Origin of the sequence: Allosalinactinospora lopnorensis (assembly GCF_000981225.1) — a bacterium.
In the GTDB taxonomy this organism is placed as follows: domain Bacteria; phylum Actinomycetota; class Actinomycetes; order Streptosporangiales; family Streptosporangiaceae; genus Allosalinactinospora; species Allosalinactinospora lopnorensis.
In genome coordinates this window covers 16,018-36,927 of sequence record NZ_LAJC01000008.1, presented here as the reverse complement: position 1 = coordinate 36,927, position 20,910 = coordinate 16,018, and the positions used below count along the sequence as shown (strand labels likewise).

Here is a 20,910-nt window from a genome sequence, read left to right as displayed (position 1 = left end):
GTCGTGTTTCCTGGCCGGTTCCCGCCCGGTCCCGCACCGGGGCCGGGCGGGGGAACCCGCGGTGCCCGCCGTTACTCCTTGCGCCGGTAGGTCAGGCGCTCGCCGATGCTCCCGGAACGCCAGACGTCGTTGCACGCCTCGGCCATGCGGTCGAGCCCCTCGACGATGGTGGCGTAGACGTTGCCAGGCACCCAGCCCACGTCACCGTTGAGGAGGAGGTTGTTGCGGCCGTAGAAGATGGCGAGGTCGATGACGCCGGGCAGGTGGTCGATGCTCTTCTCTTCCTTGAACCGGCGGTCGAGCATGCCGCCGTCGAAAGAGAAGTACACGACATCGCCGGGTATGGGGGTGACGGTGGGGTTCTCCCGCCCCGGCTCCTCAGCGGCGAACCGGGGCACCATCGCGTAGACCTCGTTGCGGGCGTATTTCGCGTGGTAGATGTCGCCGCCCTGCGGCAGTGCGTTCCAGACCACGTCACACGTGCGCGGCGCGTCCTTGTCGAGGAGCTCCGCCACGCAGGAAACACCGCGCTTCTCCAAGCTGATGGTCATGTACCTGGGCATCGTCGGCTCGGCCCTTTCGGTGTGGGGCTGGGGTGTTGGAGCGCGGCGACCGCTGCCCGCGGAGGCCCGCGCTCCCGGAGTCTTCGGAAGTCTGCGGATTCACCGGCCCGGTCGCGGTCCCTGGGCAGGACCGACCGGGCCCGGGTGAAGTGGACAATGTGCTGAGAACGGAGTTATCCGAGAACAGGGTTAACGATGTCGACTTCCTCCACGACAGACGCTGGGGTCGCGGATTGTTGACAATCATAGGAGCGCGTTGGCGGGCTCTTCAATGGCCCCCCGCCCCGCTCCGGATGCGGCGGCCTGCGGCGTATCCGACTCTGGGCTCAGAGTATGCGGGGTCGTTCTGCGGTCGGGCCGCCGTGAGGAGCGGCAACAAGGCCCGTGCTCTCGCTCGCCCTGAAGAGGGGGTTCTCCTCAAGTGAGATTGTTGACAATCCTACCAGTGCTCCCTAGCTTGGCATTGGCCATGGAGCCCCCGTTCGGTCATGGGGCTGTGACAGCCAGTGGGGGCGCCATGAGCGGCGATCCCGTCTTTGGAATCCCCGGTCGGTGCCCGTCGGCGGAGGAAAAACGCGGCGAGTGGATATGGCGACTCCAAGCAGGGGAAGCACCGACACGAGAACCCGACCACCCACGTTGTGCAGCAGGGAGCCGCCTCCGTGACCACCCAGCCGCAGCAGCCGCATCTTGTCGTCCTGCACGGGAAGGATCTTCCGCCCGGCCACGAGAGGATCGACGCCGACCCCCGGCTCGCGTCGGTCCGCTACGCCACGGCCGACCGGTTGCCCGAGGCGCTGCCCGGTGCGCAGGCGCTATTCGTCTGGGACCTGTTCTCTGAGGCGGTCGCCGCCGCGTGGCCGAAGGCCGACGCCCTGCGGTGGGTGCACGCCGCCACGGCCGGCGTCGACAACCTCATGTTCCGCGGCCTGGTGGACAGCGATGTCGCGGTCACCAACTCCCGCGGAGTCTTCGACCAGCCCATGGCCGAGTACGTGCTCGGCCTGGTGCTGAGCTTCGCCAAGGACTTCCCCGGAAGCCAGGAACTGCAGCGGAACAGGGTGTGGCGGCATCGCGAGACCGAACGTGTCGGCGGGCGGCACGCTCTCGTCATCGGCACCGGTCCCATTGGCCGCGCCATCGCCCGCCAGCTCAGCGCGATCGGGATGAGCGTCGAAGGGGCCGGCCGCACGGCGCGCGCGTCCGATACCGACTTCGGCGCCGTGGTCCAGGCCTCCCTGGACGCCGGGGCGGCCCCGGACCTGGGGGACGCGCTGCCCCGCGCCGACTATGTCGTCGTCGCCGCCCCGCTCACCGCCGCGACTCGCGGCCTGGTCGGAGCCGAAGCGCTGTCGCGGATGAAACCCACCGCCCGGCTGATCAACGTCGCCCGCGGACAGCTCGTCGTGGAGGACGACCTGGTGGAGGCCCTCCGGGAGGGCACGATCGCCGGTGCCGCGCTGGACGTCTTCGAGTCCGAGCCGCTGCCCGAGACGTCTCCGCTGTGGGACCTGCCCGGGGTGATCGTCTCGCCGCACATGTCGGGCGACGTCGTCGGCTGGCGCGCGTCGCTGGTCGACCTGTTCCGCGACAACCTCGATCGTTTCCTTGAAGGGCGCGAGCTGCGCAATGTCGTCGACAAGCGGCGCGGCTACGTCGCCGGATCCTGAGGCGTTCCTTCTCTCCTGGCCACCACCGAAGACCGGAAAAGAGGCGGAAAAGTTGAGTACCAAGTTCGAGGGGACGGACCGGGGGGACGAGCGGATGCCCGCACCGCGGCCGGGGTCTCCGGGAAGTGGGGCGGCCGACTCGCCCGCTACGTTGTCCGCGACCGAACTTCTCGCCGGCTACGCGCGCGGCGATCTGTCCCCGGTGGAGGCCACCGACGCCGTTCTGGAGCGCATCGAGCGGGAGAACCCCGCGCTCAACGCGTTCTGCTTGGTCGAGCCGGACGACGCGCGAAAGGCGGCGCGGGCCTCCGAGGAGCGCTGGCGGCGCGGCGAGCCCCAAGGGCGGCTCGACGGGATTCCCGCCTCCATCAAGGACATGATGCTCACGCAGGGCTGGCCCACACTGAAGGGCTCCCTCACGGCCGACCGGAACCAGCAGTGGCTGGAGGACTCTCCCGTGGTCGCCCGGCTGCGCGAACACGGATCGGTCTTCGTGGGCAAGACGACGACTCCCGAGTTCGCCTGGAAGGGCGTCACCGACAGCCCGCTCGCCGGGATCACCCGGAATCCGTGGGACCTGTCCAAGACGCCCGGCGGTTCCAGCGGCGGGGCGTCGGCCGCGGTCGCCGCGGGTATGGCCCCGTTGGCGACAGGGACCGATGCCGGCGGGTCCGTCCGGATCCCGGCCAGCTTCACCGGCATCTTCTCCATCAAGCCGACGTGGGGGCTGGTCCCGCACTATCCGGCGAGCGCGTTCGGGAGTCTGGCCCACTCCGGACCGATGACGCGCACCGTCGCCGATGCCGCGCTGATGCTCGACGTCATCACGGGAGCCGACCCGCGCGACTGGGGGGCGCTCGCGCCGCCGGCCGTCAGCTTCACCGAGGCGCTGGACCGGCCGGTCAAGGACCTGCGCATCGCCTTCAGCCCCACCCTTGGGCACGTATCGGTCGATCCGGAGGTGGCGCGCATCACCGCCGCCGCGGTGCGGGCCTTCGAGGAGCTCGGCGCGCACGTCGACGAGACCGATCCGGGGATCTTCGAGTGCCTGGAGGACTTCCACGTCCTCTGGTTCACCGGTGCCGCCAAGGCCACCGAGAAGCTCACCGGCGAGCAGCGGGAGCTGCTCGACCCCGGTCTGCGCGAGATCATCGAGGAGGGCCTGAGCTACTCCGCCCAGGACTACCTCACGGCTATGGCCACCCGCATGGAACTCGGTCTGCGCATGGGGCTGTTCCATCAGCAGTACGACCTCCTGCTCACCCCGGCCATGCCCATCCCGGCCTTCGAGGTCGGTCTGGAGGTGCCGCCGGACTCCACCGAGCGCCGCTGGACGAGCTGGGCCGGGTTCTGCTACCCGTTCAACATGACCCAGCAGCCGGCCGCCAGCGTGCCCTGCGGATTCACCGAGGCGGGGCTGCCCGTGGGGTTGCAGATCGTCGGCCCTCGGCACTCGGACGCCCTGGTCATGGCGGCGAGTCGCGCTTTCGAGCAGGTCCGGCCGTGGGCGCATATCTGGCCGTGACTCCGTTCCGGCCGCGACTCCGGCGTTCACCCTTCCACCGGAGTCCCGTGCGTCAATGAGCGGTTCCGGGCGTTAACGTCGTAAACGACACGTGCGACGTTACCCAAGGGAGCGCCGATGGCTGAGACGGCGGCACCGGACCAGATCTCCGTCTTCCTCCTGGACGACCACGAGGTCGTGCGGCGCGGAGTCGCCGCTCTCCTCGAAGGGGAGAGCGACATCCGGATCGTGGGCGAGGCGGGCACCGCGGAGCAGGCGCTCGCCCGCATCCCCACGGTCAGCCCGGACGTGGCGATCCTGGACGTCCGGCTGCCCGACGACTCCGGTGTCGCCGTGTGCCGGGAGGTCAGGTCGAAGCGGCCGGAGACGGCCTGCCTCATCCTGACCTCGTTCGCCGATGACGAAGCGCTCTACGACGCTGTCATGGCAGGGGCGGCCGGCTACGTCCTGAAGCAGATCCACGGGGCCGACCTGGTGAGCGCGGTCCGTACGGTGGCCACCGGCGGTTGGCTGCTGGACTCCGCCAACACCGGCCGGATGCTCGACCGGTTGCGCCAGGAATCCGCGGAGCCGGGGCCGCTGGCCGAACTGAGCCCGCAGGAGCGGCAGATCCTCGATCTCATCGGAGAAGGGCTCACCAACCGCCAAATCGGGGAGCGGCTGTACCTGGCGGAGAAGACGGTAAAGAACTACGTGTCGATTCTGCTGTCCAAGCTCGACCTGAAACGCCGGACGCAGGCGGCGGTCCTCGTCACCGAGCTGCGGAGCAAGGGCGTCAGGTGAGGTCGGCCCCGTGGCTCTGCTCCTCGTCGTCCCGGCGCAGCGGGACGCTCCAGCGGAGCACGGTACCGCCGGTGGCGCCGGGTTCCGCGGTGAACTCCCCGCCCAGGGCCTCCGCGCGCCCGGCCAGGTTCCGCAGTCCGCTGCTGCGGTGGTACCCGGCGATGCCGATCCCGTCGTCGGTGATGAGCAGCGTCAGCCGGGCGCCGGCGTACACCGAGACCTGCGCCTCCGACGCCTGAGCGTGCCGGGCGACGTTGGCCAGGCCCTCACCGAGGACAGCGAGGAGCTGGTCGCCGACCTCCTCTGGAACCGCGGCATCGATCGGGCCGTCGAGGCAGACCCTCGGCTGGAAGCCCAGGGCGTGTATCGCGCTCTCCACTGACGCCAGGACGCGCCCGCGCAGCGATGTGGAACCGGGGATGTTCGGGTGCTGCAGGGCGAACACCGTGGAGCGGATCTCCCGGATCGTGTCATCGAGGTCGTCGATGGTGCGCTGCACCCGTTCGCCCGCCTCAGCGCTGTCGATCAGCCGAAGCGTGCTCATCAGGGTCATGGCGGAGGCGAAGAGCCGCTGGATCACCACATCATGCAGATCTTTGGCGATGCGGTCGCGGTCTTCCAGCACCACCAGCCGCTCGGCGTCCTGCTGCGCCTCGGCCAGCTCCAGCGCCACCGCCGCCTGCCCCGAGAAGGCGTCGAGCATCCGCCGGGTGGCTTCGTTGAACGGGGAGCGTGCGCCGACCTTGCCCAGCAGCAGGACGCCGCGGGTGCGCGCGGGTGTCCCCAGCGGTACCAGCAGCCCCGGGCGGAACCCGTGGTGGCTGAGCATTGGGCAGTCGGCGTACCGGAGGTCGGGGATGCTCACGGCCTCACCGTTGCGGTACACCAGGCCGCACTGTGTCTCGGCGATGCTACCGGGGTCTTGATGACCTCCTTGGCCAGCGGGCCGTCGGCGATCTGGGCGATGAGCTCCCGGTTCTGTGGCTCGGGCAGCAGCACGACCGCGATATCGGCCTCCGCCATTTCCCGGGCCTGCTGCGCCAGGTATCCCAGGACCTCCTCGGCGGCGTCGCCGGACAGCAGCCGCGTGGTGATCTCGGTCGACGCGGCCAGCCAGCGTTCGCGCAGCCGGGTCTCCTCGTACAGCCGCGCGTTCTCGATCGCGACCCCGGCCGCCGTGGCCAGTGCGGTCACGGTGGTCTCGTCGTCCTCGTCGAAGTCCCCGCCGCCGTTCTTCTCGGTGAGGTAGAGGTTTCCGAAGACCTCGTCGCGCACCTGTATGGGTACCCCGAGGAACGTCTTCATCGGGGGATGGCCTTCGGGGAAGCCGTGGAAGCTGCAGTGGTTCTGCAGATCGTTCAGGCGCAGTGCGCGGCGCTCGCGTGAGGGGACCGCGAGCAGGCCTTTGCCGTACGGGAACTTCGCCAGTAGCCGCGCCTGCTCCTCGCTCAGCCCGACCGGGATGAACTCGGCGAACCGGTCGTTCTCGCCGATGACGCCGAGCCCGGCGTACCTGGCGTCAACGAGGTTCGCGGCCGCTTCGGCCAGCCGGCGCAGCACCGTCGCCAGGTCGAGGTCGCTGCCGATGGAGAGCACCGCATCGAGCAGCGAGTGCACGCGGTCGCGCGTCGACAGCGCTGCCTCCAGGCGGGCGTGGAGTTCGGAGAGAAGCTCGTCGAGCCGCATCTGGGGCAGTAGTGGGCGGTCGGGGAGATCGGGCACGTCTCGATACCTCCGCCGCACACGGTATCTCGGTGGGAACCGTTACGTGGTCGGAATCCGGACAACCCGCGGCCTCTCGACGTCTATACCCGTGCGGGGGCCGCATGTGATCCGGGCCCGCCGTTGAGGAGGGAGTGACGCGAGTGGAGCACACGGGAGTGCGCTATACGAGGTATGCGTTGTTTGCGAAGAACGCGACAAATATTGCCTGTTCCCCCGTTGACCTGCTGTTTCCTTCGAAAAGATCGAAAGATTCCCATGAATCATCAATGATCTCCTTGTCACCACGAATGAGCATGCTACGGTCGCCTCTGGATCGAGGGGACGGAAAAGGTTCCTCAGGAGCCGCGTCGCCCGCGCGATCGTCGCGCGGTTCCCCCTCCTATCTCCAAATCTTTTCGCCGTTGACGAGAGGAAGCCCCCGTGTTGCGTAGTGGCCGGGCGGGACGCGTCTCACGCGTCGCCTCGGCCGTGTGCGCCGTCGGGGGGAGTACGCTACGGCGCCTGCTGCTCATCGGCGGCTTCGTCGCGGCCGCGTGGGTGCTCGGCTCCGCTTCGGCGAGTGCCGAGGAGATCGGCGGTGCGGACGTCCCGGCGGCGGGTGAGGCGGTCGCCGAAAGCGCCGCGGACTCTGAGGCGGCAGAGACCGCCGATGTGGCCGGCGGCGATGACACCGCCTCGGCCGCCGATGCGGCTGAGCAGACGGAACAGCAGGTCGAGTCGGTCGGCCGTTCCGCTGCCGAAACCGTCGAACACACCGCGCCGGTCGGGCGCTCCGACTCCGGCGATTCCTCCGCCGCGGAGGCCGCCGAGCAGGTCCCCTCCAGGATCGGGGACGCTGAGACAGAGGGCCCCCGCCCCGAACTACCCTCGGCGGGGAACGCCGACGGCCGGAAGGCCGCCGATGTGTCCGAGGTCGTCGACAGGGTCGGCGACACGGGGACGAAGATCGCCCAGCAGGTCACCGGCTCCGTCGGCGGCGACCGCGCCGGATCCGACCGGGAGACGGTCGGCCGTGCGGACGTGGCGGAGGAGGCCGGTCCCCGGCCCGGCGGGCCTCTCACCGCGGAGCAGCGCTTCGAGGTGCGGCCCGCCGCCCAGGAGGAGAGCGCCGATGTGCCGGCCTGGGAGGTCGGCGGAACGCACGGTGCTCAGGAGTCCGAGGCGGACGCCCACTCCGAGGGCCCGGCGCAGGAGGACGGCACTCCGACCAACCTGCTGCTCAAATCCGCTGTGCAGTCGCATTCCTGCGCCGCCATGGCGGTGTACGCCGGCGACCTCCCGTCGACGTCGATCGTGCTGCCCATTCCCGGCCTGCACAACGCCGCCCGGCACGCGCTCGCCATAGTGCCGCAGAACCCCGTCGACGAGCCGACCTTCTCGCCCGACTAGCTCGTCGTCCTCTCCGGGAGATCACCCCTGTTCTGATCGGGGTGACGCCGGCCCCAGCCGGCCCGGCCCCGGACACCGGTGGCAGAACCGGACCCGATCCGCGGTTCCGCGCTCGTCACCCTCCCTCGCCGACCCCGAGCCCAGTGCCGGACCCAGCCCTGGGGGCTGACGTGGGTCCCGTGCCCCCGAATCACGGGGCCCACGTCAGCCGGGGGTTCGCCAAACTCTCCGACTGATCCCGGCATCCGCGGTCCGTGCCCGCCAAGCGCGGAGGCGGAGACGCCGGAGAACAACCGAAATCCGCGGAACGGTGCCTTTGGCCAGGGCGCCTCGTGGGAAGGAGCGGGCGATTCCGCCCCGCTCAAGACGACAATCGAGAAGCATACGATCCGGAAGGACGTTTCGATGTTCCAGTTCGCTCGCACCTCCGCCAAGGCCGTACTGGTGGCGGCCGGTACCGCCGGATTCGTCGCCCTCGGCGCGGGTGTCGCCTCGGCTGACGCCCTCGGCGCGACGAACGTGGTTAACCCGCCGTCCGCGGCCCCCACTGTTGCGGGTCTGACCGCCAAGGCGGACCAGGTGCAGCGGGACGCCGAGGCGCCGCACGTGGCGCACACGCTGCCGGCTCCCGCCAGCGCGGCGCACCTGACGTCGGAGGCCGAAAACACGCTCTACACCGTCCAGCGCACCGCTGAGCTGGATGATGAGGTGCAGCAGACCGCCGTTCCGAAGGCGCACGGTCTCGCCCACAAGACGGTGAACTCGGTGCCCAACGGGGTGCTGCCCGAGGGCACGAACGGCACCGTGCACAAGAGCCTGAACGAGGTGTCGAACGCCAAGGCCGGCGCGGGCGACCTCACTGCGCTGAACGACGAGGTCCCCCAGGCTGAGGTTCCCGAAGCCGAGATCCCCGAGGCCGGGGTTCCCGGGTCCGGGGTCCTCGATGCGCCCGAGTTCGCGCTGGCCGACCTGAAGGGCTCCGTCACCGGTGTCGCCGGGCCGCTGGTGCCCCAGACCGACGAGCTCGGCGGTGAGCTGCCCGAGGCCGGGGTTCCCGAGGCCGAGACCCCCGAGGCCGACACCGGCGCTGTCGAGAGCAAGGCGGATCAGGTCCAGGAGGACGCGGCCGTCGAGCTGCCCGAGGCCGACACCGGCGCCGTCGAGGGCGCGGCGGATCAGGTCCAGGAGGACGCGGCCGTCGAGCTGCCCGAGGCCGACACCGGCGCCGTCGAGGCGACCGAGGCCGTTGAGGATGTCGACGTCGAGGACGTCGACGCCGAGGACACCGTTGGCGACCTGCCCGAGGTCGACACCCCGTCGGTGCCCGTGCTGTAACGCACCATAGACCGTGCTCCCACTGGTCCGTCCGTGGTGGGGGTACGCCGGTCCTGGGCGGGGACGTTCCCGCCTCCGGAGAGCGGGGCGTTCTGGGAACTGTGGGGGTTCCCGGAGCGGAGATGAACCGGAGGCGGCCGTACCCCCGCCCAGGGCCTTGGGCCACACTCAGGGCGGAATCCGGGGATCCAGTACTCATTGCGGAGGAGAGCAGGGCCGAGACCAGAACGGTCCTTATCAGGGAGGGTCGGGGTTCGCACCGCGCGGTGCGAACCCCGACCCTTTCCCGCCGCGACGAGTCCGGCTCCCGCCGCTCACCGGGCCTTCTCCGAGACCTTCCGGGTCGTTTCCATCACCCGCCGAGGCGGGGACGGTGCGGACAACGGAGCCGATCCCACTCCGCGAGGATCATTTCGGTGGGGGAGCCTCAGCACGCTGGTACCGGAGGAGGACGATCCCGTTGCCGAAGGTCCGGGTCTCGGTGAGCCGGAGGCCGATCGTGGCCTCCGATGCCCGGAATCAGGGGCTTGCCCTGTCCGATGAGGACCGGATGGACATAGAGGCGGTACTCGTCGACCAGGTCGTGCCGCATGAAAGCCGCGGCGAGGTCGGCGCCGTCGAGCACCAGATCCCCGCCGGGCCGCGCCTTGAGCGCCATGATCTCCTCGGCGACGACGTCCCGCATGATGGTGGTGTTCCAGTCGGCCCGCTCCAGGGTCCGGGAGAACACGATCTTGGGCATCTCCCGCCAGATGCGGGCGAACTCCACCATGGATCCGGCACTTGAGGGGTCGGTGTCGGCGGTCGGCCAGACCCTGGCCATGAGCTCGTAGGCGACGCGTCCCTGCAGGAAGGCGCCCATCGCCCCGAGCTGCTCGTTGAAGTGGCTGTGCAGCTCGTCGTCGACCAGGTGCCAGTCGATCCGGCGGTCCGGCCCTTCGATGAACCAGTCAAGGGACACCGACATGAACAGGACGATCTTCCTCATCGCGGCCCTCGCCGAAGTCATCGGGGTTCACGATCCCCCGCTCGGATTGCGCGAGAGCCCTCGGGCCGGGTGGAGGCGGCCGGTGCCCGGCCGGAAGGGAACACGCTGGTCATAGCCGGGATGATACGCACCGCCGGCAGGACACATCCAGGAACGGATCCGGCGTGTGCACCCGGCGGCGAACCGCCGCTGAAAGGCGGCGCCGGCGCGCCTCGCAGCACTCCACCCTTGTCCTCAGCGGGCACCGAATCCCGCCGCTCACTTGTCGCCGGTGCCTTCGCCCAGGCCGTTGACGCAGGGGTCGCTCGTGGCGTCGCGCCCTTCGAGGCGCTCCGCGAGGGCGTCATCGCCCGCGCCGCCGTCCGGCGAGGGGCTGCTCCCGGGGGTGGCCTCGGGACTTTCCGACGCCTCGGGGCTTCCCGTCTCCAGTGCGCCGGCGCTCACCGGCGCACCGGAGTTGACCGCCTCGAAGAGCTCCCGGGCCTTCTCCTCGTCCCATATCACCCGGTTGGGATTGTAGGGGGCCTGGTGCCACGGCACGGTGTAGAAGGCGATCTCGTCCATATCGGCGTCCGCGAGCGTCGATCCGAGGGAGACCATGGTGTTCAGGTCGAACTCCTTGTCGGTGGCCGTGTGTTCGGAGATCGCGGTCAGCAGGCCGTCCATCCGGCCGGGACTGCTGAGGGTGTCGCTCGCGGTGACCTGGTCGGCGAGCGCGCCGAGGAACATCTGCTGCCGGTCGATGCGTCCGATGTCGCCGCCGTTGCCGATCTCGTAGCGGGCGCGCACGAAGGCGAGTGCCTCCTCGCCTTCGAGCGTCTGCTCGCCGGCCTCGAGGTCGAGCTTGGCACGTTCGTCGCGCAGCGGCTTGGGGATGCACATCTCCACCCCGCCGACGGCGTCCACCATGTCGCGGAAGCCGACGAAGCTGAGATGCGCGAAGTGGTCGACGCGGATCCCGGTGAGGGATTCGACCGTCTTGACCACGCAGGGCGGGCCGCCGTGGAACAGGGCGGAGTTGATCATCCCTTGGTAGCCGCCGGTGCCATCGGCCTTCCCATAGGGGGCGCACTCGGGCAGCCGGACCAGGGAGTCCCGGGGGAAGCTGATCACCGTCACGCTGCTGTCGGGGGAGATCCGCGCCAGCATCAGGGCATCGGAGCGTTCGCCTTCGAAGTCCCTGCCGCCGTACTTGGAGTTCCCCGCCTCCCTGCCGTCGGAGCCGATGAACAGGATGGTGACATCGTCTCCGATCTTGGGTGGGCGGTGCTTCTCCTCCAGCGCCGAATCGAGGTCGTGCTGCGCCATGTTCCCGCGCAGTGAGCGGTAATAGCCGTACGCGGTGCCGATCCCGATGATCAGTAGGGCGGCCACGATCACCGATAGCCATGCGGTCACACGTTTCCAGCGCCGTGAGGGAGCGGGGTGAGCCGAGGGTGAGCCGGTGTTCTCGGTGTCGGAGGAGGCAGGGGTGGCTTCAGGCATAGGTCGGCGTTTCTCGACGAGGAGGCATGCAGGGGCCGGCGCGGCCGACGTGTCGGCCGGAGAATCTCAAAAAAAGGGGGAGACGCGGTAGCGAGTGCTACCTGTCGGGATGTAAGGGGATCCTACGAGATTAACGACGAAATCGTGTGTCTGGGACGTTGGAAGATCACGATCTCGCCCGCTGTTCGGTGCCGGCGTGCAATACGGGGGCGCGGCTCCCGCCGGAATCCCCGCTGTGGGGGGGCGCGGATCCGCGAGTCGCGGCAGCCGGTCGCTCGCCGCTCCGCCGGCCCTTCCCGGATCGCCGGCGGGGTCGGCCGTGCTGGGTCCGTGGCCGGATCCGGCCACAGGAACGGCCGGACGGCGTGATCGCCGGATTACCGGTTGGTTGTTACCGGTCGGTAAAACGCGTCGTCGAAGCGGCAGCCGGCCGGTACCGGACCGGTCGTTCCCGTCCGCCCGCCGGATCCGATGTGCCGGGTGTCCGGAATTCGCTGTGTGTAACGGGTCTGTCGATTTCCGTTGGCTTCGCCTAAGGTTCCGAACCATTCATCCGCACGCCGGATGGATGCCGGCGATAGCGGGCCCACAAGGCCCGTGCCGTCGGGGCAACCGCCCGGGAAGCCATTCCGGGCGTCGCCGATCCCTTGTTCACCCCCGCTCAAGGAGCAAGGCATATGCGAATATCCCCCCGTATCCCCGCTGCCCCCCTCGTCCGAGCGTTGGGTGGCACCGCTCTGGCCGCGGCCCTGGTCGTGAGTGCCGCCCCCGCTGCTTCGGCCGACCCCGAACCGACGGACGCATCCCCCGAACAGTTGCAGGCGATGCAGCGCGACATCGGCCTGACGCAGGGCGAAGCCGTCCGGCTGCTCGAGCAGCAGGACGACGCCCGCACCACGGAATCGGAGCTTCGCGACACCCTCGGCGCGGACTTCGGCGGTGCGGTGTTCGACGCCGAGTCCGGCACCCTGATGGTCTCCGTCACCGACGCCGACGCTGCCGAAACCGTCCGCGAGGCCGGTGCGGAAGCCGAGGTCGTCACCTACGGCGAGGACACCCTCGACGATGTCGTGGCCGACCTGAACGACCACATCGGCGATGGTGTGGACGGTGTGACCGGCTGGTACGCCGACGTCGCGGACGACACGGTCGTGATGACCGTCGAGGAGGGCTCGACCGCGGTCGCGGAGGAGGTCGTCGCGGATGCCGGTGTCGACGCCGAGGCCGTGACCATCGAGGAGAGCGACGAATCACCGCGTACCTACGAGGACATCGTCGGCGGCGACCCCTACTTCATCAACGACCAGGCCCGCTGCTCGATCGGCTTCGGTGTCGAGGGCGGGTTCGTGACGGCCGGGCACTGCGGCTCCCAGGCGCGAGCGCCACGGGTCAAGGAGGCGGCAGCGGGACCTTCCTCGGTTCGATCTTCCCCGGCAGTGACATGGCCTACGTCGGCAACACCTCGAACTGGACCCCCACGCCGTACGTCCGCGGCAGCTCCCAGGCGGTCGCGGGCTCGAACGAGGCCAGCATCGGTTCCTCGGTCTGCCGTTCCGGCTCCACCACCGGGTGGCACTGCGGAACGATCGAGGCCAAGAACCAGTCCGTCACCTATCCCCAGGGCACCGTGCACGGCATGACCCGCACGACGGTCTGCGCCGAGCCGGGCGACTCCGGTGGCTCCTACATCACCGGTAACCAGGCCCAGGGCGTGACCTCCGGAGGCTCCGGCAACTGCTTCTTCGGCGGTACGACGTTCTACCAGCCGGTGAACCCGATCCTGGACCAGTGGAACCTGACCCTGCTCACCGGCTGACCGGGTGAGCGCCCTTTCCGGCGGCCGCACGGCACCGGAAGGGGCATGACCGAACGGACGGCCCCGGAGCGCTCTGCTCCGGGGCCGTCGCCTGCGTGCGTGGCGGCCGCCTCCTCCGTGTCGCGGGAGGTGCGCCTCAGTCCTTCCAGAAGCCGCTGTTCTCGATGGCCTCGTCCACCTCGTCCTTCTTGTCGGTGTTCTTGCCGTTGGTCTGGGTGGTCCGGGGCTTGCGCCGGGGCTTGCGGATGGGACTGGAGGAACTCGCGGAGGAATCCGCAGAGGAGCTGGAGGCCGCTGAGGAGTCCGACGTGTCGGCGCCGGTCGACTTCGAGGCACCGGTTGACTTCGAGGCGCCGCCGGCGTGGATGTTCAGCGCTTCGTCCTCGACATCGAGCATCTTCTGCACGGTCTCTGGAAGGGCGGGCACGCGCTCCGTGCGGAAGTGCGCGCCCAGCACCTCCAGAGCGTGGTCGCACAGCAGTTCCCGGGTGCGTTCCGCCTTCACTCCGCTCAACTGCTGGAGTTCCGGCAGCCGGAGTTCCCGGAGCAGCCGGACGAGGACGCGGATGCGTTCACGGGTGCGGCGGTCGGCGAGCGCGGCAGACAGCATCTCCGCCTCGGCGAGGTTCTGGGACGGTTCCTTCGCCGAGGGGTCGGTGTTGCTGTCGCGCTCGGCGATGAACACAGCGGTGAGCTGCCGGGTGGAATCCCGGGCCGAGGCACGCAGTTCGGTCCTTCGCAGGTTCCTGGCCTGCAACCATGTGACAGCTGTGCTGGTTACCAGGCTTATTCCGGCGCCCGTCAGGACGAGCAGGAAATCGTTCACTGGGGCCTCCTGATGGGGGAGATGGTCCGCGGGCCCAGCCTCTTCGCTGACCTCGCGAGCATTGGTGAATATCGGGTGAATTGTCAAGTTCGGCTGAGTATGCCCGGCCTCACGCGAGGGGATCGGGGCGTCCCGAATCCGGGTGCGCGTGGCCGGCTCTCCCCGACAGCGCGCCGCGGGCGGGCCCGGTTCCGCATGGGGGCGGGTCTCCGGTTGCCCCTGTTCACCACGGGCCTTAACATATCGAGCGGAATTGATATCAGTCTTCTTTGATGTCGCGGGGCGGGGTGATCCCTGCCCCACTCGTATGGGGAGGGTGCTTTCGTGGTGCCGGATACCGATACAGACGCGGCGAGGCCGGCCGCCGCGCGGCTGTCGACGCTGGACCGTTTCCTGCCGTTGTGGATCGGACTGGCCATGGCGGCCGGGCTGCTCCTGGGCCGCTGGGTTCCGGGGATGCAGTCGGCGCTGAACGCCGTCCAGGTCGACGGGGTGTCGCTGCCGATCGCACTCGGCCTGCTGCTGATGATGTATCCGGTGCTGGCCAAGGTGCGGTACGACCGGCTCGACACGGTGACCCGCGACTACCGGACCCTCGTCCCCTCGCTGGTGCTGAACTGGCTCGTGGGACCGGCGCTGATGTTCGCCCTGGCCTGGGTCTTCCTCGCCGACCTGCCAGAGTACCGCACCGGTCTGATCATCGTCGGGCTGGCCCGCTGTATCGCGATGGTCATCATCTGGAACGACCTCGCCTGCGGTGACCGCGAGGCCGCGGCCGTCCTCGTCGCGCTCAACTCCGTCTTCCAGGTGCTGCTGTTCGGCGCCCTGGGCTGGTTCTACCTCGACCTGCTCCCGGGATGGCTGGGGCTCGCCCGGTCCGGCATCGAGGTCTCCGCCTGGGAGATCGCCAAGAGTGTCCTGATCTTCCTCGGTATTCCGCTGGTCGCCGGGTACCTCACCCGTACCTTCGGCGAGCGCTCACGGGGGCGCGACTGGTACGAGAACCGCTTCCTGCCCAGGATCGGCCCGGTCGCTCTCTACGGACTGCTGTTCACCATCGTGATGCTGTTCGCGTTCCAGGGGGAGGCGATCACGTCGCAGCCGCTCGACGTGGCCCGCATCGCGATCCCGCTGCTGGTCTACTTCACCCTGATGTGGGGTCTGTCGATGCTGCTCGGCTGGGCCGTCAAGCTCAGCTACGAGCGTTCCACGACACTGGCGTTCACCGCCGCGGGCAACAACTTCGAGCTGGCGATCGCCGTCGCGATCGGGGTGTTCGGGGTGGCCTCCGGTCAGGCGCTCGCCGGGGTGGTCGGGCCGCTCATCGAGGTTCCGGTGCTGGTGGCGCTGGTCTACGTCTCGCTGTGGGCGCGCCGGTTCTTCGTCGGCCGCGAGCGCCCGGACGCGACCGGAGCGCGCCCGGCGGCCGAACGTATTGACCGACCCTGATTAGTATCGGTAACTGGTACTGCCAGCGCCGGTCCGTGTCCCTGCTGCGAAAGGTTCCCCATGACGGACAAGCCCAGCGTGCTCTTCGTGTGCGTGCACAACGCCGGCCGCTCCCAGATGGCGGCGGGTTTCCTCGCCCATCTCGGCGGGGGCGCCGTCGAGGTGCGCTCCGCCGGCTCCGCGCCGGGCGACGCGGTCAACCCGGTCGCCGTCGAGGCGATGCGGGAAGTGGGAATCGACATCTCCGGGGAGCAGCCCAAGATCCTCACCACCGACGCCGTCGAGAGCAGTGACGTCGTCATCACGATGGGGTGCGGCGACAGCTGCCCGGTCTTCCCCGGCAAGCGCTACCTGGACTGGGAGCTCGACGACCCCGCCGGCCAGTCCATCGACAATGTCCGCCTGGTGCGTGACGAGATCAGAGGCCGCGTCGAGGGACTGCTTCGGGAGCTGGAGGTGCCCGCGCGGGCCTGAGGGCGGCGCGCGGGCGGCCGGGCGCTCCGCCCGGAACGGCGCGAAAACGCGCCGGATGATTGACGGTCCCGTAGAGAAGTGGTGGTATCCAGCCATGCTGATGTCGTCCGAGGACTCCGTCGAGGGAGCCGCGGTCAAGCTCCTGGGGGATCCGCTGCGGGCCCGTATCGTCCGGCTGCTCGCGCGGGAGCAGATGTGCACCTGCCATCTCATCGACGAGACCGGGGCGCGCCAACCCACGATCAGCCACCACCTGAAGATTCTGCGCGAGGCGGGCTTTGTCGCCGCCGAGCCCTACGGGCGCTTCACCTACTACCGGCTGCGCCCGGAGAGACTCCGCGAGCTCGCCGAGGCCATCACGGGGCTGGCCGGTCAGGCCGACCAGGCCCAGCAGACCCGCCGCCCCTGCGACTAGGCCGGGCACGTCCCGCTCATGGCTTTCCCCGGGGCGCGGCGGTGGTCCTCCCGGGACCGCACCTCTCAGCCGCGCGGTTCAGATGACGGGGGCCTGGAGGAAACCGGTGATCAGCAGGTATCCGGGAAGCCAGGCCGTCAGGACCCCTATGACGAAGGTCAGGTATCCGGAGAACCTGGTGATGTTGAGCCCCACGGCCAGCAGCAGGAAGTACACGAACCAGAGAACGGCCCACGCCGCCCAGTTGAGCCCCAGCCACACCAGCCACGTGTCACCACCCGAATCGACCAGCGTGATTATGGCTGTGGGCGCAGCGGTGATGGCGACGAAGAGGCAGTACCACCCGAGCCCCCGGCCATCGGGGTTCAGGTAGCGGTTGATCGCCACCCAGAGGTAGGTGAACGCGAAGAGGAGGACGAAGGCTCCCAGCGCGACGAAGGTGAGTTCACCGCGGAGTACCCCCAGCGTCGCGGCGATTATCGCGGCGATGAACCCGACACCCCCGGTGAAGATGTTCATGACACCGATTTCCCGGTCTCCGATGTGCCCCAGGAGCCAGATTCCGTTGAGCACGAGGACGGCCCCGACGTAGAGCAGCACGAGCCCCAGCATGGCGTATCTCCTTCAGTCCGTCGTTGTTCACTACGTTCGTTGGCCGCCCTGCGACCGCCCAGGCGATCGTGCTGTTCGGCTCGCGGCGTGCGTCGGAACGCTGTGGCCGCCGGGACCGCCGGACGCTTCTCAGAGGCCCATGTGCCGTTCCGTACTCGTTGCCCCATAAGCGGAACAGTGAGAAGGGGGCACGGCGATGGTCCCTTCCCACTGTTTCCGCCCCTTCCTCCTCGTCTAGGAGGCCACCGCGGCCTGTCCGCGGTCCGCCTTCGTCGGGGCCTCCGCTCCCGGCCGGATGTCGAAGTCGAAGATCTCCGTCGGCAGGTACAGGGAGCAGCAGGCGTTCGGGATGTCGACGATGCCGCTGATACGGCCTTCGATCGGCGCTGAACCGAGCAGCAGGTACGCCTGCTCGCCCGTGTACCCGAACTGCTTCAGGTAGTCGATGGCGTTGAGGCAGGCGTTCCGGTAGGCGATTGTGGCGTCCATGTAGTAGTTGGTGTTCGCCTCGTGGTCCACCGAGACACCGATGAACGACATGAACTCCGAGTACCTGGGCTCGACATTGCCCGGCATGAACACGGGGTTCTTGGTGATCCCGTACTTCTGCATGCCGCCCTTGATGAGGTTGACGCCGAAGTCGATGTAGCCGCCCATCTCGATGGCGCCGCAGAACGTGATCTCGCCGTCGCCCTGGCTGAAGTGGAGATCACCTCCAGAGAAGTTCCCGCCGGGGACGAACACCGGGTAGAAGACCCTGCTCCCACGGGTGAAGTTCTTGATGTCGTGGTTTCCACCCTGCTCGCGGGCGGGAACGGTGCGGGCGCCCTCGTTCGCCACCCTGTCGAGCTCCGGCGATCCCTGGCTCAGTGTTCCGGCCAGGGCCTCGTTTGGGTTCGGTGGCAGAGCCAGCGGCGGCACGCGGTTCGGGTCGGTGGAGATGAGCGCGCGCTCCCGTTCGTTCCATCTTGAGAGGAGCTCAGCGGAGGGCGCCGTCCCGAACAGCCCCGGGTGTGTGATCCCGGTGTACCGGATCCCGGGCAGGTGGCGCGACGTGGCCTGCTGGCCGTGGAAGTCCCAGATCGCCTTCAACGAGTCGGGGAAGTAGTCGGTCAGGAAGCCGCCGCCGTTCTCTCGGGCGAAGACCCCGGTGTATCCCCAGCCCTGACCCGCTACGTCCCCCACCTCCTGGGGCACGGGGCCGAGGTCCAGGATGTCGATCACGAGCAGGTCGCCGGGCTCGGCTCCCCGGACCGCGATCGGCCCGCTGAGCACGTGGCAGCGATCGAGCACCACATCGCGGACGTCGTTGGCGGAGTCGTCGTTGCGGATCTGCCTGTCCGTCCACTCGAGGCATTCCACCCGGAACTCGTCGCCGGGCTGCACCTCGGTTACGGCGGGGATGTCGGGATGCCAGCGGTTGTGTCCGGGTACGTCCTGGTCCCACATCGACCGTGACTGGTCTACTTTGAATACGACATCAGGCATAGTGTCTCCAACCGTCGCTGGTGGTCTTTTCTGTCGGCTGCCGAGGTCTGCTGTCCCGACTAGTTGGCGGGCGCGGCCGGATGACGCGCTTCCCGGACGTTCTTCCAGGCCTTTTCGCCCACCAGTTTCTTGACTTCAGGGTTCACCGCGGGCCGTTGTTCACCCTGCTGAGTCCCGGAGGTGTCCCGCTTGACCACCTCCGGATCGTGGGCGCTTTTGTACGATTGTTCGAGTGCCGTCGCAACCGGACGCGACGTGCGGTTGAGGTAGGGTGGTGAATAAACCCTCCGCGCCTCTTTTCCGCAAGTCGGACATTTGTCCGTACCTGGGGCGGATCCGATCGGGTACCGCCTTTCGATGAGTGCGCATTTACTGCACTCGTATTCGTATATGGCATATGGTTGCCTGCTTTTGTTTCTGCTCGTCTGTAGTTCCTGTGATCCGGTGTTCTGTTAATTCGGCTCTGTGAACTGCGCTGATGGTGCATTTGTTGTGAAACTACTCTGATCGACAGTGGTCGTCAACGAGGTGTGGCGAGTCGGGTGGAGGGGGGTGAAGCGAAGGAGGTGAAAGTTAAAGTGGAACGCTGGGAATCGGAAAATTTTGGTTTAATATTTTATTTGTGTGATTCGCTGCGCCAAAGTGCTAAACGGGGCGGCCGTGTTCCTCGCGCGTTCTTGCGGAGGTCGGAGCACCCTGGGGAGTAGCCGGGGGCGCGCTGCAAGAGCTGGAACGCGCTACCAGACCACCATCGCGCCGCCCCCCTGCGGTGCGATTGAAGGCGCAATTCCGCTGACGCCCGATGCGGGCAGGAAAGTCGGCGGAGTTCTGGTCGGCGCATGCCTCCGCCGAGTGCCGCACAAAGTCGGGGGATCGTTGAACCAACGGTAAACTGCTTCGCCCCGAGGTAAAGGACCGGGACAGAATGTCTCCCGCTGGAGTAATCCGGAGGCGGCACGGCGTGGCGTGAGGAGTCACCCGCGGGAGGGCGGGTCCGCCCTTCCCGGAACGCCGGCGCGGAGAAGGGGGAGGCCGCTCGGAGCGGCCGGGTGCGCGTTCAGCGGAGACTCGCCGCGTGGCCGCCCTCCGCGATCATCCGGTTCACCGCTTCGGGGGCGAGGATCCGGTCGAGCACCATGACCGCGCAGCCCAGCGAGCCGGCGTTGTCCTTCAGGCCGTTCGGGACGATCCGGAGCTGCCGAGTGGCCAGCGCGGTGCAGCGCTGGAACACGACCTCGCGAACCCCCGCGACGAGATGGTCGTGGCCGCGGGCGAGGTCGCCGCCCAGGACGATGACTTCGGGGTTGAGCAGGTTGACCGCCCCGGCGAGTACTTCCCCGATTCGCCGGCCGGCATCCCTGACCAGGGTCACGGCAATGGGGTCGCCGTTCTGGACGAGGGAGACCAGTCCCTGCGGGTCCGCTACCTGCCGGCCTCGTTCGGCGAGCCGTTCGACGAGTGCCGTACCGCCCGCGACGGTCTCCAGGCAGTCGATGTTCCCGCACCTGCACGGGGTACCGCCTCCGTCGCGGACCGGAACATGTCCGATCTCTCCCGCGGCCCCCAGGGAGCCGCGCAGCAGCCTGCCCGCGGAGATGATGCCGGCGCCGATACCGGTCGACACCTTGACGAAGATCATGTCGTCGGTGACGCCGCGGTAGGAGGCCCAGTGCTCGCCCAAGGCCATGACGTTGACATCGTTGTCGAGGAGTACCGGAACGGGGAACCGCTCGGCGACGAGCGGCTGGATCTCCACCCCGCCCCAACTGGCGAGGACCGGCGGGCTCTCCGCGCGGCCGGCGGCGAACTCGACGGTGCCGGGAACACCGATCCCCACCCCGCGCACGGCGGTCGAGGTATGCCCCGCCTTGGCGAGCAGGTCCTCCCAGGTGTCGAGCAGCCAGGGCAGGGTGACGTCCGGCCCGGGTTCCATCCGCGGGGCGCCGGTGGTCTGCGCGAGGACGCGGCCCGCCAGGTCGTACACGGCGATCTGACTGCGCGAGATTCCCAGCGCGGCGGTGAGGACGACCCCGCCGGCCGCGTTGAACTCCAGCCGGCTCGGCGGGCGGCCACCGCTGGAAGGGCCGACCGAGCCCTCGGTGACCAGGCCGTGCTCCGCCAGTTCGGTGATGCGGAGCGCGACAGCGGGCCGGGACAGGCCGGTGAGGCGACCGATCTCGGTCCGGGTTGCCGCCTCCCCCGTGCGGATGAGCTGCAGCACGTGGCCGCTGGAAGCGCCGGGCGGGGACTGGGCCGTGCGTCGGGGCATGCTTCATTGAATCAGATTCTGCCGGGTTCGTGGGGCGAAGATGGGAACTTATGTAATATAAAGTTCATAAGTGTTATTGTTTGGCTTCTGAAGTTCTA

Annotated in this window: 17 protein-coding genes and 2 pseudogenes; 10 read left to right on the top strand and 9 right to left on the bottom strand. The window is 68.7% G+C overall.

Annotated elements, in window-relative coordinates:
* Positions 1-71: 71 nt before the first annotated feature.
* Positions 72-551 (bottom strand): DUF3830 family protein, encoded by a 480-nt coding sequence (locus VS93_RS04615; RefSeq protein ID WP_046468772.1) that lies wholly within the window; start codon positions 549-551, stop codon positions 72-74.
* A gap of 674 nt (positions 552-1,225) precedes the next feature.
* Between VS93_RS04615 and VS93_RS04610 the strand changes: the two genes are divergently transcribed.
* The 3 genes from VS93_RS04610 to VS93_RS04600 all read left to right on the top strand — a co-directional run bounded on the left by VS93_RS04610 (position 1,226) and on the right by VS93_RS04600 (position 4,541).
* Entirely contained in the window at positions 1,226-2,233 is a 1,008-nt protein-coding gene (locus VS93_RS04610) for a D-2-hydroxyacid dehydrogenase (protein WP_236700341.1), read from the top strand.
* A gap of 94 nt (positions 2,234-2,327) precedes the next feature.
* Positions 2,328-3,758 carry an amidase gene (locus tag VS93_RS04605; RefSeq protein WP_046468820.1) on the top strand — a complete coding sequence of 477 codons (1,431 nt, stop codon included), beginning with the start codon at positions 2,328-2,330 and terminating at the stop codon, positions 3,756-3,758.
* 117 nt (positions 3,759-3,875) lie between these two features.
* Entirely contained in the window at positions 3,876-4,541 is a 666-nt protein-coding gene (locus VS93_RS04600) for a response regulator (RefSeq protein WP_046468770.1), read from the top strand.
* Here VS93_RS04600 and VS93_RS04595 read toward each other — a convergent pair.
* Positions 4,534-6,263, bottom strand: a pseudogene (locus VS93_RS04595) (GAF domain-containing protein). The gene VS93_RS04600 and the pseudogene VS93_RS04595 sit on opposite strands and share 8 nt — an antisense overlap.
* 423 nt (positions 6,264-6,686) lie before the next feature.
* Here VS93_RS04595 and VS93_RS04590 point away from each other — a divergent pair.
* Both VS93_RS04590 and VS93_RS04585 read left to right on the top strand, forming a co-directional pair.
* Positions 6,687-7,655, top strand: coding sequence for a hypothetical protein (locus VS93_RS04590; RefSeq protein ID WP_046468769.1), 969 nt, complete (start codon positions 6,687-6,689; stop codon positions 7,653-7,655).
* Positions 7,656-8,060: 405 nt separating this feature from the next.
* Entirely contained in the window at positions 8,061-8,990 is a 930-nt protein-coding gene (locus VS93_RS04585; RefSeq protein WP_046468768.1) for a hypothetical protein, read from the top strand.
* 427 nt (positions 8,991-9,417) lie between these two features.
* Here the strand turns inward: VS93_RS04585 and VS93_RS04580 are convergent, their stop codons facing one another.
* Positions 9,418-9,978: a dihydrofolate reductase family protein gene (locus tag VS93_RS04580; RefSeq protein WP_236700340.1), complete on the bottom strand. Its 561-nt coding sequence runs from the start codon at positions 9,976-9,978 to the stop codon at positions 9,418-9,420.
* Between the two features lie 258 nt (positions 9,979-10,236).
* A complete protein-coding gene (locus VS93_RS04575; RefSeq protein WP_338022672.1) occupies positions 10,237-11,376 on the bottom strand; it encodes an LCP family protein in 1,140 nt (379 codons plus the stop codon).
* A gap of 764 nt (positions 11,377-12,140) precedes the next feature.
* Between VS93_RS04575 and VS93_RS33685 the strand changes: the two are divergent.
* Positions 12,141-12,623 (top strand): annotated as a pseudogene (locus VS93_RS33685) (S1 family peptidase); the annotation flags it as partial.
* Positions 12,624-12,904: 281 nt separating this feature from the next.
* Positions 12,905-13,279 (top strand): S1 family peptidase, encoded by a 375-nt coding sequence (locus VS93_RS33680; protein WP_338022671.1) that lies wholly within the window; start codon positions 12,905-12,907, stop codon positions 13,277-13,279.
* 136 nt (positions 13,280-13,415) lie between these two features.
* On the opposite strand, the gene VS93_RS04565 is transcribed toward VS93_RS33680, so the two are convergent.
* Positions 13,416-14,105: a hypothetical protein gene (locus VS93_RS04565; RefSeq protein WP_046468766.1), complete on the bottom strand. Its 690-nt coding sequence runs from the start codon at positions 14,103-14,105 to the stop codon at positions 13,416-13,418.
* 327 nt (positions 14,106-14,432) lie between these two features.
* Between VS93_RS04565 and arsB the strand changes: the two genes are divergently transcribed.
* From arsB to VS93_RS04550, 3 genes are all read left to right on the top strand, one after another.
* Positions 14,433-15,554 (top strand): ACR3 family arsenite efflux transporter, encoded by a 1,122-nt coding sequence (arsB, locus tag VS93_RS04560; protein ID WP_269082802.1) that lies wholly within the window; start codon positions 14,433-14,435, stop codon positions 15,552-15,554.
* Between the two features lie 60 nt (positions 15,555-15,614).
* Positions 15,615-16,028 (top strand): arsenate reductase ArsC, encoded by a 414-nt coding sequence (locus VS93_RS04555; RefSeq protein ID WP_046468764.1) that lies wholly within the window; start codon positions 15,615-15,617, stop codon positions 16,026-16,028.
* A 94-nt stretch (positions 16,029-16,122) separates the two neighbouring features.
* A complete protein-coding gene (locus tag VS93_RS04550) occupies positions 16,123-16,443 on the top strand; it encodes an ArsR/SmtB family transcription factor (RefSeq protein ID WP_046468763.1) in 321 nt (106 codons plus the stop codon).
* A gap of 78 nt (positions 16,444-16,521) precedes the next feature.
* Here VS93_RS04550 and VS93_RS04545 read toward each other — a convergent pair whose 3' ends face one another.
* From VS93_RS04545 to VS93_RS04535, 4 genes are all read right to left on the bottom strand, one after another.
* Positions 16,522-17,055, bottom strand: coding sequence for an AmiS/UreI family transporter (locus VS93_RS04545; protein WP_046468762.1), 534 nt, complete (start codon positions 17,053-17,055; stop codon positions 16,522-16,524).
* A 234-nt stretch (positions 17,056-17,289) separates the two neighbouring features.
* Positions 17,290-18,543: a formamidase gene (gene fmdA, locus VS93_RS04540; RefSeq protein WP_046468761.1), complete on the bottom strand. Its 1,254-nt coding sequence runs from the start codon at positions 18,541-18,543 to the stop codon at positions 17,290-17,292.
* 59 nt (positions 18,544-18,602) lie between these two features.
* A complete protein-coding gene (locus VS93_RS33250; protein ID WP_156184684.1) occupies positions 18,603-18,935 on the bottom strand; it encodes an FmdB family zinc ribbon protein in 333 nt (110 codons plus the stop codon).
* 665 nt (positions 18,936-19,600) lie between these two features.
* Positions 19,601-20,812 carry an ROK family transcriptional regulator gene (locus VS93_RS04535; protein WP_046468760.1) on the bottom strand — a complete coding sequence of 404 codons (1,212 nt, stop codon included), beginning with the start codon at positions 20,810-20,812 and terminating at the stop codon, positions 19,601-19,603.
* Positions 20,813-20,910: the final 98 nt, after the last annotated feature.